Here is a 15,952-nt window from a genome sequence, read left to right on the forward strand (position 1 = left end):
CGGGATTGGGTGGGCTGATGATGTCAGCCTTCGTGATCTTCCCAATCGCGGGTGCGCTCGATGGCTTTCTTCCAGCCCGCGTACAGCTTTTCTTTCTGCGTGTCATCCAGTTGCGGGCTGAACTCGCGTTCGATGATCGCCTTGTCACGCAACTCGTCGAGGCTGCTCCAGAAACCACAGGCCAGGCCTGCCAGGTAGGCGGCGCCGAGGGCGGTGGTTTCGCGCATTTTCGGACGCTCCACGCAGGTGCCGAGAATGTCGGCCTGGAACTGCATGAGGAAGTTGTTGGCCACCGCACCGCCATCAACCCGCAGCTCCGAGAGTCGCTGGCCGCAGTCGTGCTGCATGGCGTCGAGCACATCGCGGGTCTGGTAGGCGATCGATTCCAGGGCGGCACGGATGATGTGGTCGACCTTGACGCCACGGGTCAGGCCGAACAGGGCGCCGCGTGCGTACGGATCCCAGTAGGGTGCGCCGAGGCCGGTGAAGGCCGGTACCAGGTAGACGCCATTGCTGTCCTTCACCTTGCTGGCGAAGTACTCGGTGTCGAGCGCGTCGTTGACGATCTTCAGCTCGTCGCGCAGCCACTGGACCGTTGAACCACCGTTGAACACTGCGCCTTCGAGGGCGTAGGCCACTTCGCCGCGAGGGCCGCAGGCGATGGTGGTGAGCAGGCCGTGAGACGAGGTGACGGCCTTGTCGCCGGTGTTCATCAGCAGGAAGCAGCCGGTGCCATAGGTATTCTTGGCCTGGCCCGGCTCCACGCACATCTGGCCGAACAGCGCCGACTGCTGGTCGCCGGCGATACCGGCGATGGCGATACCGCTCTTGGTGTGGCCGTAGACCTCCGAGGACGGGCGCACCTGGGGCAGCATCTGCCGCGGGATGCCGAGAATGTCCAGCAGCTTGTCATCCCATTGCAGGGTGTGAATGTTGAACATCAGCGTGCGTGAGGCGTTGGTGTAGTCAGTGACGTGCACCTTGCCGCCAGAGAATTTCCAGATCAGCCAGCTGTCGACGGTGCCGAACAACAGTTCGCCACGTTCGGCGCGCTCGCGGGCACCTTCGACGTTGTCGAGGATCCACTTGAGCTTGGTGCCGGAGAAGTACGGGTCGGTGACCAGGCCGGTGGTTTCGCGGATGTACTGTTCGTGGCCGTCACGCTTGAGCTGGGCGCAGATCTCGGTGCTGCGACGGCACTGCCAGACGATGGCGTTGTATACCGGGCGACCGGTTTCCTTGTCCCACACCACAGTGGTTTCACGCTGGTTGGTGATACCGATCGCCGCGACCTGGGCGTGGCTCAGACCTGCCTGCGCCAGGGCCTCGACCATGGTCGCGCTCTGCGTGGCGAAGATCTCCATCGGATCGTGTTCGACCCAGCCGGCCTGCGGATAGTGTTGGGCGAACTCGCGCTGGGAGGTGCCGACCACATTGGCGTCGCGGTCGAAGATGATCGCCCGCGAACTGGTGGTGCCCTGGTCCAGGGCGATGATGTAGTTCTTATCCTGGGTGTCTGTCATGGTCGTTGCCTTGCACGAAAAGGGAGTGAGTCAGCGCGCGCGGGCGAGATCCCGCAGCGCCAGTCTCAGGAAGTTTGAGTATCGCCCTGGGTAGCAGCATCTGTCTTCGGGTTTGCGGCGTCGGCCGTCGGCAGGTTGCGGGCGATCAGGACGCGATAGCCCGCGGCCCCCAGGCACGCGCCAAGGATCGGTGCGAACACCGGAACCAGGAAGTAGGGAATGTCCCGTCCACCAGTGAAGGCAATTTCGCCCCAACCCGCCAGGAATGTCATGAGTTTGGGCCCGAAATCCCGGGCCGGGTTCATCGCAAAGCCGGTGAGCGGCCCCATGGCGCTACCGATCACCGCAATCAGCAGGCCGATCAGCAGCGGTGCGGTGGCGCCACGCGGCAGGCCGTTATTGTCATCGGTGAGGGCCATGATCACGGCCATGAGGATTGCTGTGATCACCACTTCGACCAGAAATGCCTGGCCGATGGATAGCGATGGATGCGCATAGGTGGAGAACACCGACGCCAGCTCGAGGCTGGCCTGGCTGCCCCTGACCATGCCGTGCGCCTGTTCGAAATCGAAGAAAAGCGTGCTGTACAGGGTGTAGACCAGTGCCGCACCGCAGAAGGCGCCACAGATCTGGGCGAGCATATAGAAAGGCAGTTTGCGCCTGTCGAAACCGGCGAACAGGGTGAGTGCGATGCTGACTGCCGGGTTCAGGTGCGCGCCGGAAACGCCGGCGCTGAGGTAGATCGCCATGCTGACGCCGACGCCCCAGATGATGCTGATTTCCCAGAGTCCGAAGCTGGCACCCGCGACCTTGAGCGCGGCCACGCAACCGGTACCGAAGAAGATGAGCAACGCAGTACCCAGGAACTCGGCCATGCACTGGCCGGAAAGTGTTGGTTGTCGTAGAGCTGTCGTCATGTAGGACCTTCGGTTCTTGTTGTTCTGAGGCGCAGGACGCCCGGCTGTCGACGCCGGTTGTCCATCCCCATGAACGACCGGCGAGTGTACGAATGTGCACTGTTTATGTGCGTGTTTTCTTCAGAAACGAAAAAATATAGACAAGAAACGCTGATGTCAAAGGTCGAAAGTGAACCATCGGCCACATTCTGACCCGCGAACAGGATCCTGCCTGCACAGGTCCGGTGCACGCCCCGACGTGCGCTGGCTGGCCTCCGGGATTTCCCCTAAAGTAGCCGGCACGCCGTCATCGACTGGAGCTGTACATGACCCCCGCACTCGACCTGCTGAAGAAGGCGCGCGCCGAACATCGCGTGCTCAGCTACGAACACGATCCCAAATCCGCCTCCTATGGCCTGGAAGCCGCCGAGAAGCTCGGGCTCGATCCGCAGCGGGTATTCAAGACACTGCTGGCCAGCAGCGAGAAAGGTGAGTTGCTGGTGGCGGTGGTGCCGGTGATCGGCACGCTGGACCTCAAGGCGCTCGCCCAGGCTGCCGGGGTCAAGAAGTGCGAGATGGCCGACCCTGCCGCAGCCCAGCGGGCCACGGGATATCTGGTCGGTGGTATCAGCCCTCTGGGGCAGAAGAAACGCCTGCGCACCTTCATCGATGAGTCGGCGCAGCAGTTCGACAGCATTCATGTCAGCGCCGGACGGCGCGGGCTGGAAGTGGAGCTGGCAGCAGCAGTGCTGGCCGAGCATACCCAGGGCAGGTTTGCCGGGATCGGCAGAGGCTGAGGGCGCGCAGCAGAGCGCCTTCAGGTCGCCGAACTGTAGCGGCGTACGCCGTTCTCCTGGGCCTGCAATTGCGCCGCGACACTGCCCGGTACGGCGAACAGCACCAGATGGTCAGCCGCGACGGCGATGCCTACGTCCTGGCCGATCTGGTGATCGACATGACTGGGGAAAATCGCCTCCAGTTGGCTACCGGTGGGCAGTTCCAGACGATAGAGCGTCGAGGCGCCCAGGAAACTCTTGCCATTGATGCGCGCGCGCAGCGTGCTGTCCGGTGCGTGCACGATGTCGTCCGGGCGCAGGAGGACGTCCACTGAACTGCCTACTGGCATCAAGTAGGCGCGATTGCCGCGCAGTTCCCCGAGCTCGGTGTTCACTGCTTCCGGACTGCTCATCTGGCCGCGGATGAAGTAGCCCTGGCCGATGAAACTGGCCACGAACGGCGTCTGGGGCTCGTGATAGAGGTTGTAGGGCGTATCCCATTGTTCCAGGCGACCTTCCTTGAATACGCCGACATGATCGCTGACGGCGAAGGCTTCTTCCTGGTCGTGGGTGACCAGGATTGCGCTGGTGCCACGGCTCTTGAGAATGTCGCGGACCTCGTGGCTCAGGCGTCGGCGCAGCTCCACGTCGAGGTTGGAGAACGGCTCGTCGAGCAGCAGCAACTGCGGCTCTGGCGCCAGCGCGCGGGCCAGGGCGACACGCTGCTGCTGGCCGCCGGAAAGTTCATGGGGGTAGCGTGCGCCCAGGCCGCCGAGCTTGACCAGCTCGAGCATTTCATTGACCACTTCGCCTTGGCGTGGATGCTTGCCAATCCCGAAAGCGATGTTCTGTGCCACGGTCAGGTGCGGGAACAGCGCGTAGTCCTGGAACACCATGCCGATCCGGCGTTTTTCCGGGGCGAGGGTGAAGCCTGCACGGGAGATGACGTCTCCGGCCAGCTGGATCTCGCCGTCATGCACCGGCTCGAAGCCGGCGATGGCGCGCAGGGTGGTGGTTTTGCCGCAACCCGATGAACCCAGCAGGCAACCGATGTCGCCTGCGTTCAGGTGCAGATTGAGGTTCTGGACGATGCGCTGCTCGCCATAGCCGCAGGCGAGGTTGCGCAGGTTGAGCAGCAGGGGTTGACTCATGCGTGGTGGTAAGCCGGTTCTACAAGGAATTCAAGAAGAGCCTTCTGTGCATGCAGGCGGTTCTCGGCCTGGTCCCAGGCGACCGAACGTGGGTCGTCTAGCAGGTCCTGGCTGATCTCCTCACCGCGGTGAGCGGGCAGGCAGTGCATGAACAGGGCGTCGGGTGCCGCCAGGTCGAGCAGCTCGCGGGTGACCTGGTAAGGCGCGAAATGCGCCAGGCGCCGTGCAGTTTCCTCTTCCTGGCCCATGGAAGTCCAGACATCCGTGGTCACCAGGTGCGCGCCGCGTACCGCTTCCTTCGGATCACGGATGATCCGTACGTGCTCGCCACCGAGCTCGAGGAAGCGTGGATCGGGCTCGTAGCCCTCCGGGCAAGCGATGTGCAGCTGGAAATCGAACTGGCGGGCAGCCTCGATGTAGGAGTTGCACATATTGAAGCCATCACCGATCCAGGCCACGGTCTTGCCCTGGATCGAGCCGCGGTGTTCGACGAAGGTCTGCATGTCCGCCAGCAGTTGGCAGGGGTGCGATTCGTCGGACAGACCGTTGATCAACGGCACCTTCGAGTGCGCAGCGAATTCGGTCAGCGTGCTGTGGGCATGGGTGCGGATCATTACCGCGTCGACCATGCTCGAGAGCACGATGGCGCTGTCGCTGATCGGCTCGCCGCGACCCAGCTGGGTGTCGCGCGGGGACAGGAAGATCGCCTGGCCGCCGAGCTGGATCATGCCCGCTTCGAACGATACGCGGGTGCGGGTCGAGGACTTCTCGAAGATCATCCCCAGCACGCGGTTCTTCAGGGGTTCGAAGAGCACGCCTCGCTTGCGCAGGTCCTTCAGCTCGATGCCTCGACGGATCACGCCGAGCAATTCGTCAGCGGTGAAATCCAGCAGGGAGAGAAAGTGCCTGGTGCTCATGATTGACTACCTTATCTGCAACGGTTTGCAGGTCGACCGTATGGTTTTTTTTGACAACGGGAGTGACCTGCGGCGTAAGCCGCACGGGGCGGACGGAATAGGGAAAGGCGCAATACTATAATTAAATGTCGCCTGAAACCAAGAGGGGAAACAGCGGGGCTGTTTCAAAGGGTGTCGTAAACCCTTGTGGAAGGTCTGTTTTTTATTTTCTACAGGGGTTTGTACACGGCTTGGCGGGGCTTTGGCAAACGCCGTGTCGCGAATCGTGTGCCTGATGACGCCCGATTCACGTGACTAAGCGGCGTGGCATCGGTGGGCGGTCGGGGGCATAGTCAGCGCTTCCAGAACAACAAGGCAGAGGCGGCCATGACCAAGACCCTGCATCACCGTGCTTGTCACCTGTGCGAGGCAATCTGCGGGCTCAATATCGAAGTCAGCCATGCGCCTGACGGGCGGGCCTCGATCAGCGCGATCAAGGGCGATCCGCAGGACCCGTTCAGCCGTGGGCACATCTGTCCGAAGGCGGTGGCGCTGCAGGACATCCAGGAAGACCCTGACCGCTTGCGCCAGCCTCATCGGCGCGTGGGGGAGCGCTGGGAGCCGATCACCTGGGAAGAGGCCTTCGCGCTGGCTGCGGAACGCTTGTGGAGCATCCAGCAGGCGCACGGGCGCAATGCCGTGGCGGTCTACCAGGGCAATCCCAGCGTGCACAATTACGGCCTGATGACTCACAGCAACTACTTTTTGGGGCTGCTCAAGACGCGCAACCGGTTTTCCGCCACCTCCGTCGACCAGTTGCCCCAGCACCTGACCAGCCACCTGATGTATGGTCATGGCCTGCTGCTGCCGATCCCGGATATCGACCACACCGATTTCATGCTCATCCTTGGCGGCAATCCATTGGCGTCCAACGGCAGCATCATGACCGTGCCGGACGTGGAAAAGCGCTTGAAGGCGCTGCGCGCGCGCGGCGGGCGACTCGTGGTGATCGACCCCCGACGCAGTGAAACGGCGGCGATGGCCGACCAGCACCTGTTCATCCGTCCTGGCGGTGATGCCGCGCTGCTGTGTGGTCTGCTCAATACCTTGTTCAGCGAAAACCTGGCGCGTGGCTCGCACCTGCCGGTCAATGGGCTTGAGCAGGTGCGCGAGGCGATCGCGCCCTTCACGGCGCAGGCCATGAGTCCGCTTTGCGGCATCGAAGCTGGGCAGATTCGCCAGTTGGCGCGAGATTTCGCCGCGGCCGGCAGTGCCGTGTGCTACGGGCGCATGGGCGTCTCCACCCAGACCTTCGGCACGCTTTGCCATTGGTTGGTGCAACTGATCAACCTGGTCACCGGCAACCTCGACCGCCAAGGTGGTGCACTGTGCACCGAGCCTGCGGTTGACCTGGTCGCCAGCACCTCGGGCGGTCATTTCAACCAGTGGCAGAGTCGGGTTTCGGGCCTCCCGGAGTACGGCGGGGAGCTGCCGGTTGCAGCGTTGGCCGAGGAAGTGCTGACACCCGGCGAAGGGCAGGTGAGGGCGCTGGTGACCGTCGCCGGCAACCCGGTGTTGTCCACTCCCAATGGTCGCCAGCTCGATGGGGCTCTTGCGGGCCTTGAGTTCATGCTCAGCATCGACCTGTACATCAATGAAACCACTCGCCACGCGGACCTGATCCTGCCCTCCACGTCGGCACTGGAAAACGATCACTACGACAGCACCTTCAACCTGCTGGCAGTGCGTAACGTCACCCGCTTCAATCGGGCTATCCTGGCCAAGCCTGAGGGGGCGCTGCATGATTGGGAGATCTTTGTCGGGCTGGCCCGGGCGTTCGCCGAGCGTGCGGCGCTCGAGCTCAAGCCGACCCTGCCTCCAGCGCAGATGATCGATCTGGCGCTGCGCAAGGGGCCACGTGGTGAGGCGTCGTCCTGGGGGCTGTCACTGCAGGTGTTGGAACAGCATCCCCATGGTCTTGATCTGGGGCCGTTGCAGCCAAACCTCGCAACCCGCTTGCGCACTCCGGCCCAGGCGGTGGAGGCCGCACCGCAGGTGCTGCTCGACGATCTGCAGCGCCTGGCCCGGCAGGTGCCGATGGAGTCCGACCAGTTGCTGCTGATCGGGCGCCGGCATGTGCGCAGCAACAATTCCTGGATGCACAACTACCATCGCCTGGTCAAAGGCAAGCCCCGCCACCAGTTGCTGATGCATCCGCAGGACTTGCAGCAGCGCCAGCTGGAGGACGGGCAGTGGGTGAGGGTTCGCTCGCGTACCGGTAGTCTGGAGGTGCAGGTGCTTGCCAGTGAGGAGGTAATGCCGGGAGTGGTCAGCCTGCCACATGGCTACGGGCACGGTCGCCAGGGGGTACGTTTGCAGATCGCCCACGCCCAACCGGGAGTGAGCGCCAATGACCTGACCGATGAATTGCTGCGTGATGCGTTGTCGGGCAATGCCGCGCTCAATGGTGTGCCGGTGCAGGTGGAGGCGGCTTGATTGCGAAATGGACCTGCTCAACGCCCCAGGTCCATTACCAAGCACGACACTCGGCTTTCCGATACAATGCCTCACCGTGCCGACGACCGTGTCGGAAAGTTCAGCCGAGGTGCTCCATGGATATCATCGAAACAATCAAAGAGCAGATTGCCAACAACACCATTCTGCTTTACATGAAAGGCTCGCCGAATGCCCCGCAGTGCGGCTTCTCGGCCCGTGCTTCGCAGGCTGTGATGGGTTGTGGCGAGAAATTCGCCTACGTCGACATCCTGCAGAACCCGGAAATTCGCGCCAACCTGCCCAAGTATGCCAACTGGCCAACCTTCCCTCAGCTGTGGGTGGGTGGTGAGCTGGTTGGTGGCAGCGACATCGTGCTGGAGATGTTCGAGAAGGGTGAGCTGCAGACCCTGATCAAGGACGCAGCCGCCAAGGCCAAGGCATCCGAGGCCTGATCCAGGTTTTTCGCCGGCATGAAAAAGCCCCGCCTAGGCGGGGCTTTTTCATGGGTGCTATCCAGGGAGGCTTATTCTTCGCCCATCTGCGACTGCAGGTAGTTCTCGATGCCGATCTTGTCGATCAGGCCCAACTGGGTTTCCAGCCAGTCGATGTGCTCTTCCTCGGACTCCAGGATGTCTTCGAGCAATTCGCGCGAGCCGAAGTCGCCGACCGTTTCGCAGTGCGCGATGGCGGCTTTCAGGTCAACCAGGCCTTTCTGCTCGATCTTCAGGTCGCACTCGAGCATTTCCTTGGTGTGCTCGCCGATCAGCAGCTTGCCCAGGTCCTGGACGTTGGGGATCCCTTCGAGGAAGAGAATACGCTTGATCAGCTTGTCAGCGTGTTTCATCTCGTCGATGGATTCCTTGTACTCGTGCTTGCCGAGCTTGTTCAGGCCCCAATCTTCGTACATGCGTGCGTGCAGGAAGTACTGGTTGATCGCGACCAGCTCGTTTCCGAGGATCTTGTTGAGATGCTGGATGACGCTTACGTCGCCTTTCATGATCGGGTTCCTGCCCTGTAGAAGTGTGCCAATGCAGGAAGTTTGAGCCCGACAACTTCGCGTGTCAAACCTAAGTTCTTGAATAATAAGTGAAAATTAATAGGAATAAGAATGTTTGTGAACCGCGTTCGAAGGCTAACTTATTGAATTACAGGCATAAAAAAACCGGACGCGAGGTCCGGTTCTTCGAAATCGGGTGTTTCAGGCGGCGTTGAATTCTACCGGGTAAGGCAGGGCGGCCTGTTGGCTGAGCTGGAGATCGGTCAATGTTTCGCGGACCACCTGCTTGGCGAGACACGCACACTTGCCGCACTGGCTGGCGACGTTGGTGGCGGCACGGACTTCCTTGTAGCTGCAGCATCCTTCGTAGATCGCATCACGGATCTGTCCATCGGTCACGCCGACGCAGAGACATACATACATAAGGTCAGGCCATCGCTGGTTGAGTCGATGGAGTGGAGCTTAATGGTAATGAGAATGCTTGTCAAAGCACTTGAAGAAAGCTTCATCTTCCCGCGACCGATGGTTCGATTCGGTCTGTCACGATAAGCCGTGTATGATGGTCGGCCTTTGTTGGATGCCGGGCGTGCCAGCCTCGCCCGGGCAACGGTTTTTCACCATCATCAGGAGATAACGAATGAGCGTGCTCGTTGGTAAACAAGCCCCGGACTTCACCGTTCCAGCCGTGCTGGGCAACGGCGAGATCGTCGATAGCTTCAACCTGGCTTCGGCCATCAAGGGCAAGTACGGCCTGGTGTTCTTCTACCCGCTGGACTTCACCTTCGTCTGCCCGTCCGAGCTGATCGCCCTGGACAACCGCATTCCTGACTTCGCAGCCCGTGGCGTGGAAGTGATCGGCGTTTCGATCGACTCGCACTTCACCCACAACGCCTGGCGTAACACCCCGGTCAGCAACGGCGGTATCGGTCAGGTCAAGTACACCCTGGCTGCCGACATCACCCACGAAATCTGCAAGGCCTACGACGTCGAGTCCGAAGGCGGCGTAGCTTTCCGTGGCGCCTTCCTGATCGACAAGAACGGTGTTGTCCGTTCGCAGATCGTCAACGACCTGCCACTGGGCCGCAACATGGACGAGCTGCTGCGTCTGGTCGACGCCCTGCAATTCCACGAAGAGCACGGCGAAGTCTGCCCGGCCAACTGGAAGAAAGGCGACAAGGGCATGAACGCTTCGCCAGAAGGTGTTGCGGCGTACCTGAGCGAGAACGCTGGCAAGCTGTAATCGCCACGCGTAAAAAACCGGCCCATGTGGCCGGTTTTTTTGTGTCTGGTATCCAAGGAGCGCTGAGCGCTCCCGGATTTCGACTCAGTCGTTGAAGTCGCGCCAGCCGCCCATCTCTTTCCAGCGGTTGACGATCCCGCAGAACAGCTCGGCGGTCTTCTCGGTGTCGTAACGTGCCGAATGCGCCTCGCGCCCATCGAAGTCGATGTCGGCACTCTGGCAGGCCCGAGCCAGTACGGTCTGACCATAGGCTAGGCCGGCCAGCGTCGCGGTGTCGAAGCTGGAGAACGGGTGGAAGGGGTTGCGCTTGAGATCGTTGCGCGCCACCGCTGCGTTGAGGAAGCCCAGGTCGAAGCTGCTGTTGTGGCCAACCAGGATCGCCCGCTTGCAACCATTGGCCTTCAACGCTTTGCGCACGCCGCGGAAGATATCGGTGAGCGCGCTTTCTTCGCTCACGGCCATGCGTAGAGGGTGGTCCAGCTTGATGCCGGTGAACTCCAGCGCCGCCGCTTCGATATTCGCGCCTTCGAAAGGCTCGACACGGTAGAAGTAGGTGTGTTCCGGGAACAGGAAGCCCTTCTCGTCCATACCGATGGTGACGGCGGCGATTTCCAGCAGCGCGTCGGTGGCACTGTTGAAACCGCCGGTCTCGACGTCCACTACCACGGGCAGGTAGCCGCGGAAACGCTCGGCCATCGGGTGGCGCGAGCTGCTGCTTACCTGACCGTCCTGGTCGTCATCGTAAAGGTCTTCGCTCACGCGTTGTCCTCCAGCAGGCGCCAGCGCAGCGTTTCGCCAGCGCGCAGCGGAACCACGGTGGTGTCGCCGAACGGCAGGCTCGCCGGGGCGGTCCAGTCCTCGCGTACCAGGGTGATGGTGTCGGTGTTTGCCGGCAGGCCATAGAACGCCGGGCCGTGCAGGCTGGCGAAACCTTCCAGTTTGTCCAGGGCATTACGCTGCTCGAAGGCTTCGGCGTACAGCTCGATGGCCGCGTAGGCGGTGTAGCAGCCGGCGCAGCCGCAGGCAGCTTCTTTGGCGTGCTTGGCGTGTGGCGCCGAATCGGTGCCGAGGAAAAATTTTGGGTTGCCGCTGGTGGCCGCGTCAAGCAATGCCACCTGGTGGGTGTTGCGCTTGAGGATCGGCAGGCAATAGAAGTGTGGGCGGATACCGCCGACCAGCATGTGGTTGCGGTTGTACAGCAAATGCTGGGCAGTGATGGTGGCGCCGACGCTGGCGGGCGCCTCGGTGACGAACTGCGCGGCATCGCTGGTGGTGATGTGCTCGAACACTACCTTGAGCGTCGGGAAACGTTCGACCAGGCGACGCATGTGCTCGTCGATGAAGCGCTTTTCGCGATCGAACACGTCGATCTCCGAGCGCGTCACTTCACCGTGGACCAGCAGCGGCAGGCCGACCTCGGCCATTGCTTCGATCGCCGGGAAAATATTGTCGATGCTGGTCACGCCCGAGTCGGAGTTGGTCGTGGCACCGGCCGGGTAGAGCTTGGCGGCGTAGACGATGCCGCTGGCCTTGGCTGCACGAATGTCCTCGGGGCTGGTACGGTCGGTCAGGTACAGCACCATCAGCGGCTCGAAGCGGCTGCCCGTCGGACGGGCGGCGAGGATGCGCTGGCGGTAGGCGTCGGCTTCGGTGGCGTTGCGTACCGGCGGAACCAGGTTGGGCATGATGATGGCGCGGGCAAAGGTGCGCGCCACGTCGCCGACGGTATGTTGCAGCACAGCACCATCGCGCAGATGGATGTGCCAGTCGTCGGGACGCAGGAGGGTCAGGCGATCGGACATTGGGGTTTCCAGGCGGTTCGAACTCAGGCGTCAATGCTACCGGAAAACCCAGTGGGCAGCACGGCTATCAAGTTTTCCGACGAGCGTCCGATAGCCTGCAGGTAAGCCGTCAGAATCTGTGGAGCCGCCCGTGCGCCAGCGTTACCTACTCCTGTTCAGCCTGTGTGCCAGCCTGCCGGCCGGAGCACTTACCTTCCAGACTCGCATGGAGAACATTGCCTGGAAGGTCGAGGGCGACCAGTTCGAGTGCCGGCTGATCCAGCCGATCGACGGTTTCGGCAGCGGTGAGTTCGTGCGTCGTGCAGGTGAGCAGCCGGTCTTCCAGCTGCGGTCGGACAGCAATGCACTGGGCGCAGGTTCGGCAACGCTGCTGGCCGCCGCTGCCCCTTGGCAGCCCGGGCGTGGCGACATCAACTTGGGGGCGGTGCGCATGGGCCGCAATGGCGTGCTGTTCAGCACTTCGCAGGGCCAGGCCAGCCGCTTGATCAATGGTCTGCTGGACGGTCGCAGCACCGTGGTGCGCAACTACGCCGGCGAGGGCGGCCGGCCGATGGAGGTGCATGTGCTTCCGGTGAGTTTCGCCAAGGCCTATAGCGACTACCAATTGTGTGCCGCCAAACTCCTGCCGATGAACTATGACCAGATTCGCCAGACGCAGGTGCCGTTCCCCGGCACCGGCTTCGATCTGGACAGTGCAGCGCGCGCGCGCCTGGACGTGATACTCGATTATCTGAAGGCCGACCCATCGGTCAATCACATCGAGCTTGATGGGCACTCCGACAACAGCGGTAACCGCCTGACCAATCGCGACGCTTCGCGCCGTCGCGCGCTGGCGGTGGCTGAATACCTCAAGGCCCACGGTGTGCCGGAAGAGCAGATCACCGTACGTTTCCATGGCGAGCGCTACCCGCTGGCCAAGAACAATACAGCCGCCAACCGCGCCCGCAATCGCCGGGTCAACATCCAGCTCGACCGTGTCACGCCGATCGAGAAACCTACTGAAAAGCCTCGCGATGCAACACCTGTCGCCCCGGCGCAGCCGGCGGCCGCTACGCCGGCCAGCGTGCCTGCGGCATTGCCGGCGGGTGCGAAGAAAGTCTGACTGCGACCACGGGTCGCGCTCACGACATTTCCTGTCGCTTTGTCATCACAAGCTGTCGCGCCACTGTAAATTCCCCCGCGAGATCGGTAGAATCGACGGCTTTCCGTACAACCCCGTGGAGTGATGGCATGGCGGACGTAAAAAAGGTCGTACTGGCGTATTCCGGCGGCCTTGATACTTCGGTGATTCTCAAGTGGCTGCAAGACACCTACAACTGTGAAGTGGTGACCTTCACCGCAGATCTTGGCCAGGGTGAAGAGGTCGAGCCGGCCCGTGCCAAGGCACAGGCAATGGGCGTCAAGGAAATCTACATCGACGACCTGCGCGAAGAGTTCGTGCGAGATTTCGTCTTCCCGATGTTCCGCGCCAACACCGTGTATGAAGGCGAGTACCTGCTGGGTACCTCCATCGCCCGTCCGCTGATCGCCAAGCGCCTGATCGAAATCGCCAACGAAACCGGCGCTGACGCCATTTCCCACGGCGCCACCGGCAAGGGTAACGACCAAGTGCGTTTCGAGCTGGGGGCCTACGCGCTCAAGCCAGGTGTCAAGGTCATCGCACCATGGCGTGAGTGGGACCTGCTGTCCCGCGAAAAACTCATGGACTATGCCGAGAAGCACGGCATTCCGATCGAGCGTCACGGCAAGAAGAAGTCGCCGTACTCGATGGACGCCAACCTGCTGCACATCTCCTACGAAGGCGGTGTCCTGGAAGATACCTGGACCGAGCACGAGGAAGACATGTGGCGTTGGAGCGTCTCTCCGGAGAACGCCCCTGACCAGGCCACCTACATCGAGCTGACCTACCGCAATGGCGACATCGTCGCCATCGACGGCGTCGAGAAGACCCCGGCCACCGTGCTCGCAGACCTCAACCGCATCGGCGGCGCCAACGGCATCGGTCGTCTGGACATCGTCGAGAACCGCTACGTCGGCATGAAGTCGCGCGGCTGCTACGAGACGCCTGGCGGCACCATCATGCTGCGTGCTCACCGTGCCATCGAGTCGATCACCCTGGACCGCGAAGTCGCTCACCTCAAAGATGAGCTGATGCCCAAGTACGCCAGCCTGATCTACACCGGCTACTGGTGGAGCCCCGAGCGTCTGATGCTGCAGCAGATGATCGATGCTTCGCAGACCAATGTGAACGGTGTCGTGCGCCTGAAGCTGTACAAGGGCAATGTCACCGTGGTGGGTCGCAAGTCGGATGACTCGCTGTTCGACGCCAACATCGCGACCTTCGAGGAAGATGGGGGCGCCTACAACCAGGCCGATGCTGCCGGCTTCATCAAGCTCAACGCACTGCGCATGCGCATTGCCGCCAACAAGGGCCGTTCGTTGCTCTGAGTTTTGGCAGGTTGTGAAAAACCCGGCCCTTGTTGGCCGGGTTTTTTTTTGCCCTTCTGTACCTACAGCGCAATCTTTTCTCCTTTCTTGATGGCACGCACCGACAGTTGGATGCAGGAGTGTGCGCTCAGGTTATAGAGCGTCCAGCGCCGTTCGTGCTGTGGGGGTTTAATCAGTTCGGGCAGGATCTCGGTTTCGATGGTCTGGCGCACATCCGACCCGAACAGCGTGGCCGAGGCTGCTTCACCCTCGCCATAATCGTCGGCTGACCGATGTACAGCTCTGTGTTCCGGCGTGTAGAGCGATTCGTAGTTGAAGTTGAGGGTCAGGAAGAACAGTACTGTCAGAAAGAACGGAAACCCTATTAGAAACCAGGTGTACATCACCTGGCTCTCTGGGTTCAGAAACGGTAGCGAGGCGATCGCCGATGCTTCGATGACGCTGGCGAAGATGGCGATAATTCCCAAGGGGGTGATCTTTGCGGGATTATTCATGGCATTCGATCTCCTGGTGTCAGCGCATCTGTATCGCTTCTGGCTCCCTGTGAAAACGTCTGTTCTTTCCTCATCAGGAAAGAACACCGCTTTGCTGGCAGGGCAATAAATCTTTCTTTATCAGAAGATCGAAATGTCCCACCGCTTTGAGGCGTTATCCCCACCTGTCGCTTTTCCTGTTCATGCTAGTTTTCACGAGCATGTTGCCGAATGGATAGACATCGATTAGTGCGGCGCAATGGGTGTAGGAAGTTTCTATTAACGATGTAAGTTTCATCTTTGAGTGCTCTCTATCAGGGAATGGCTGCGCCATTACGCTATTGGCTCGGTTATCTTGGCGTGTCAAAACTAGAATAATGGATCAATGGATATCCCATGAATAAAGTACTTATCGTGGATGATCATCCGGTCATTCGCTTGGCCGTACGTATGTTGATGGAGCGGCATGGATATGAAGTGGTGGCGGAAACGGACAATGGGGTGGATGCGCTGCAACTGACCCGAGAGTGTCTGCCGGATATCGTCGTGCTCGATATCGGTATACCCAAACTCGACGGTCTGGAAGTGATCGCACGGATGACCGCTGCAAGTCCGGGCAGCAAGGTATTGGTACTGACATCGCAGGCACCGGGGCATTTCTCCATGCGTTGCATGCAGGCCGGGTCTGCAGGTTATGTGTGCAAACAGCAGGAATTGACCGAGCTGCTCAGTGCAATCAAGGCCGTGCTGTCGGGTTACAGCTACTTTCCCAACCAGGCGTTGCACAAGACCCGTAGCGGTGTCACTGGCGGCAGTGAGACGGAGATGGTCGAACGCCTCTCAGGGCGTGAAATGATGGTATTGCAACAGTTGGCAAGGGGGCGCACGAACAAGGAAATCGCTGACAGCATGTTTCTCAGCAACAAAACTGTCAGCACCTACAAGACCCGACTGCTACTCAAGCTCAATGCCCGGTCTTTGGTCGATCTGATCGAGCTGGCCCAGCGTCATGGCTTGGCCTGAAACAGAAAAGCCTCCTTTGCGGGAGGCTTTTTCGCAGCGCTACAGATCGTAATCGAAATCAGCCAGCTGCCTTTGCAGGCGCCGTTCTTCCAACAGATTGTCGATGGTGCGGCGTTTGCTGAGGTTGGTCTTCGCGGTTTCTACCTGGGGTTCGTCTTCGTCCTGCGCAACGAAATCATCTTCGATCAGCTCGTCTTTATCGGTGCTCATGTGTCACTCCAAGCCAAAGGG

Annotated in this window: 17 protein-coding genes; 7 read left to right on the top strand and 10 right to left on the bottom strand. The window is 61.0% G+C overall.

Annotation, left to right across the window (positions count from 1 at the left end):
• Window positions 1-23 precede the first annotated feature (23 nt).
• Both glpK and AB688_RS08545 read right to left on the bottom strand, forming a co-directional pair.
• Window positions 24-1,523, bottom strand: a complete 1,500-nt coding sequence (gene glpK / locus AB688_RS08540) for a glycerol kinase GlpK (protein ID WP_063543426.1) — start codon at window positions 1,521-1,523, stop codon at window positions 24-26.
• Window positions 1,524-1,588: 65 nt separating this feature from the next.
• The gene (locus tag AB688_RS08545) at window positions 1,589-2,440 is read right to left on the bottom strand and encodes an MIP/aquaporin family protein (protein ID WP_054891800.1); all 852 of its coding nucleotides are present in this window, start codon (window positions 2,438-2,440) and stop codon (window positions 1,589-1,591) included.
• A 305-nt stretch (window positions 2,441-2,745) separates the two neighbouring features.
• Here AB688_RS08545 and ybaK point away from each other — a divergent pair, with 305 nt between their 5' ends.
• Window positions 2,746-3,216, top strand: coding sequence for a Cys-tRNA(Pro) deacylase (ybaK, locus tag AB688_RS08550; RefSeq protein ID WP_063543428.1), 471 nt, complete (start codon window positions 2,746-2,748; stop codon window positions 3,214-3,216).
• A 20-nt stretch (window positions 3,217-3,236) separates the two neighbouring features.
• On the opposite strand, the gene AB688_RS08555 is transcribed toward ybaK, so the two are convergent.
• Together AB688_RS08555 and argF are read right to left on the bottom strand one after the other, a co-directional pair.
• The gene (locus AB688_RS08555; protein ID WP_054891798.1) at window positions 3,237-4,346 is read right to left on the bottom strand and encodes an ABC transporter ATP-binding protein; all 1,110 of its coding nucleotides are present in this window, start codon (window positions 4,344-4,346) and stop codon (window positions 3,237-3,239) included.
• Window positions 4,343-5,263, bottom strand: a complete 921-nt coding sequence (gene argF, locus AB688_RS08560; protein ID WP_054891797.1) for an ornithine carbamoyltransferase — start codon at window positions 5,261-5,263, stop codon at window positions 4,343-4,345. The genes AB688_RS08555 and argF overlap by 4 nt, the downstream gene beginning before the upstream one ends.
• A gap of 366 nt (window positions 5,264-5,629) precedes the next feature.
• Between argF and AB688_RS08565 the strand changes: the two genes are divergently transcribed.
• Together AB688_RS08565 and grxD are read left to right on the top strand one after the other, a co-directional pair.
• A complete protein-coding gene (locus tag AB688_RS08565) occupies window positions 5,630-7,738 on the top strand; it encodes a molybdopterin oxidoreductase family protein (protein WP_063543430.1) in 2,109 nt (702 codons plus the stop codon).
• Window positions 7,739-7,854: 116 nt separating this feature from the next.
• Entirely contained in the window at window positions 7,855-8,190 is a 336-nt protein-coding gene (gene grxD / locus AB688_RS08570) for a Grx4 family monothiol glutaredoxin (protein ID WP_039575941.1), read from the top strand.
• A 71-nt stretch (window positions 8,191-8,261) separates the two neighbouring features.
• On the opposite strand, the gene bfr is transcribed toward grxD, so the two are convergent.
• Both bfr and AB688_RS08580 read right to left on the bottom strand, forming a co-directional pair.
• Window positions 8,262-8,735, bottom strand: a complete 474-nt coding sequence (bfr, locus tag AB688_RS08575) for a bacterioferritin (protein ID WP_054891795.1) — start codon at window positions 8,733-8,735, stop codon at window positions 8,262-8,264.
• A 201-nt stretch (window positions 8,736-8,936) separates the two neighbouring features.
• Window positions 8,937-9,158 carry a bacterioferritin-associated ferredoxin gene (locus AB688_RS08580; protein WP_063543432.1) on the bottom strand — a complete coding sequence of 74 codons (222 nt, stop codon included), beginning with the start codon at window positions 9,156-9,158 and terminating at the stop codon, window positions 8,937-8,939.
• A gap of 214 nt (window positions 9,159-9,372) precedes the next feature.
• On the opposite strand from AB688_RS08580, the gene AB688_RS08585 reads away from it, so the two are divergent.
• Window positions 9,373-9,975, top strand: coding sequence for a peroxiredoxin (locus tag AB688_RS08585; protein ID WP_063543434.1), 603 nt, complete (start codon window positions 9,373-9,375; stop codon window positions 9,973-9,975).
• An 84-nt stretch (window positions 9,976-10,059) separates the two neighbouring features.
• Here the strand turns inward: AB688_RS08585 and rnt are convergent, their stop codons facing one another.
• Both rnt and pyrC read right to left on the bottom strand, forming a co-directional pair.
• A complete protein-coding gene (gene rnt, locus AB688_RS08590) occupies window positions 10,060-10,734 on the bottom strand; it encodes a ribonuclease T (protein ID WP_054891792.1) in 675 nt (224 codons plus the stop codon).
• On the bottom strand, window positions 10,731-11,777 hold the full coding sequence (gene pyrC, locus AB688_RS08595; protein ID WP_063543436.1) for a dihydroorotase: 1,047 nt from the start codon (window positions 11,775-11,777) through the stop codon (window positions 10,731-10,733). Before pyrC ends, rnt begins: the two co-directional genes overlap by 4 nt.
• A 130-nt stretch (window positions 11,778-11,907) precedes the next feature.
• Between pyrC and AB688_RS08600 the strand changes: the two genes are divergently transcribed.
• Window positions 11,908-12,879, top strand: a complete 972-nt coding sequence (locus AB688_RS08600; RefSeq protein ID WP_063543438.1) for a flagellar protein MotY — start codon at window positions 11,908-11,910, stop codon at window positions 12,877-12,879.
• Between the two features lie 128 nt (window positions 12,880-13,007).
• Complete coding sequence (locus AB688_RS08605) at window positions 13,008-14,225, top strand: argininosuccinate synthase (protein WP_054891789.1); 1,218 nt, start codon at window positions 13,008-13,010, stop codon at window positions 14,223-14,225.
• A 62-nt stretch (window positions 14,226-14,287) separates the two neighbouring features.
• Here the strand turns inward: AB688_RS08605 and AB688_RS08610 are convergent, their stop codons facing one another.
• Window positions 14,288-14,719: a hypothetical protein gene (locus tag AB688_RS08610; protein WP_063543440.1), complete on the bottom strand. Its 432-nt coding sequence runs from the start codon at window positions 14,717-14,719 to the stop codon at window positions 14,288-14,290.
• 375 nt (window positions 14,720-15,094) lie between these two features.
• Between AB688_RS08610 and AB688_RS08615 the strand changes: the two genes are divergently transcribed.
• Window positions 15,095-15,721, top strand: a complete 627-nt coding sequence (locus AB688_RS08615; RefSeq protein WP_063543442.1) for a response regulator transcription factor — start codon at window positions 15,095-15,097, stop codon at window positions 15,719-15,721.
• Window positions 15,722-15,760: 39 nt separating this feature from the next.
• Here AB688_RS08615 and AB688_RS26980 read toward each other — a convergent pair whose 3' ends face one another.
• Entirely contained in the window at window positions 15,761-15,931 is a 171-nt protein-coding gene (locus AB688_RS26980; protein ID WP_196759882.1) for a PA3496 family putative envelope integrity protein, read from the bottom strand.
• Between the last annotated feature and the right edge of the window lie 21 nt (window positions 15,932-15,952).

The sequence above is a fragment of the Pseudomonas putida genome, from assembly GCF_001636055.1.
GTDB lineage: Bacteria > Pseudomonadota > Gammaproteobacteria > Pseudomonadales > Pseudomonadaceae > Aquipseudomonas > Aquipseudomonas machongensis.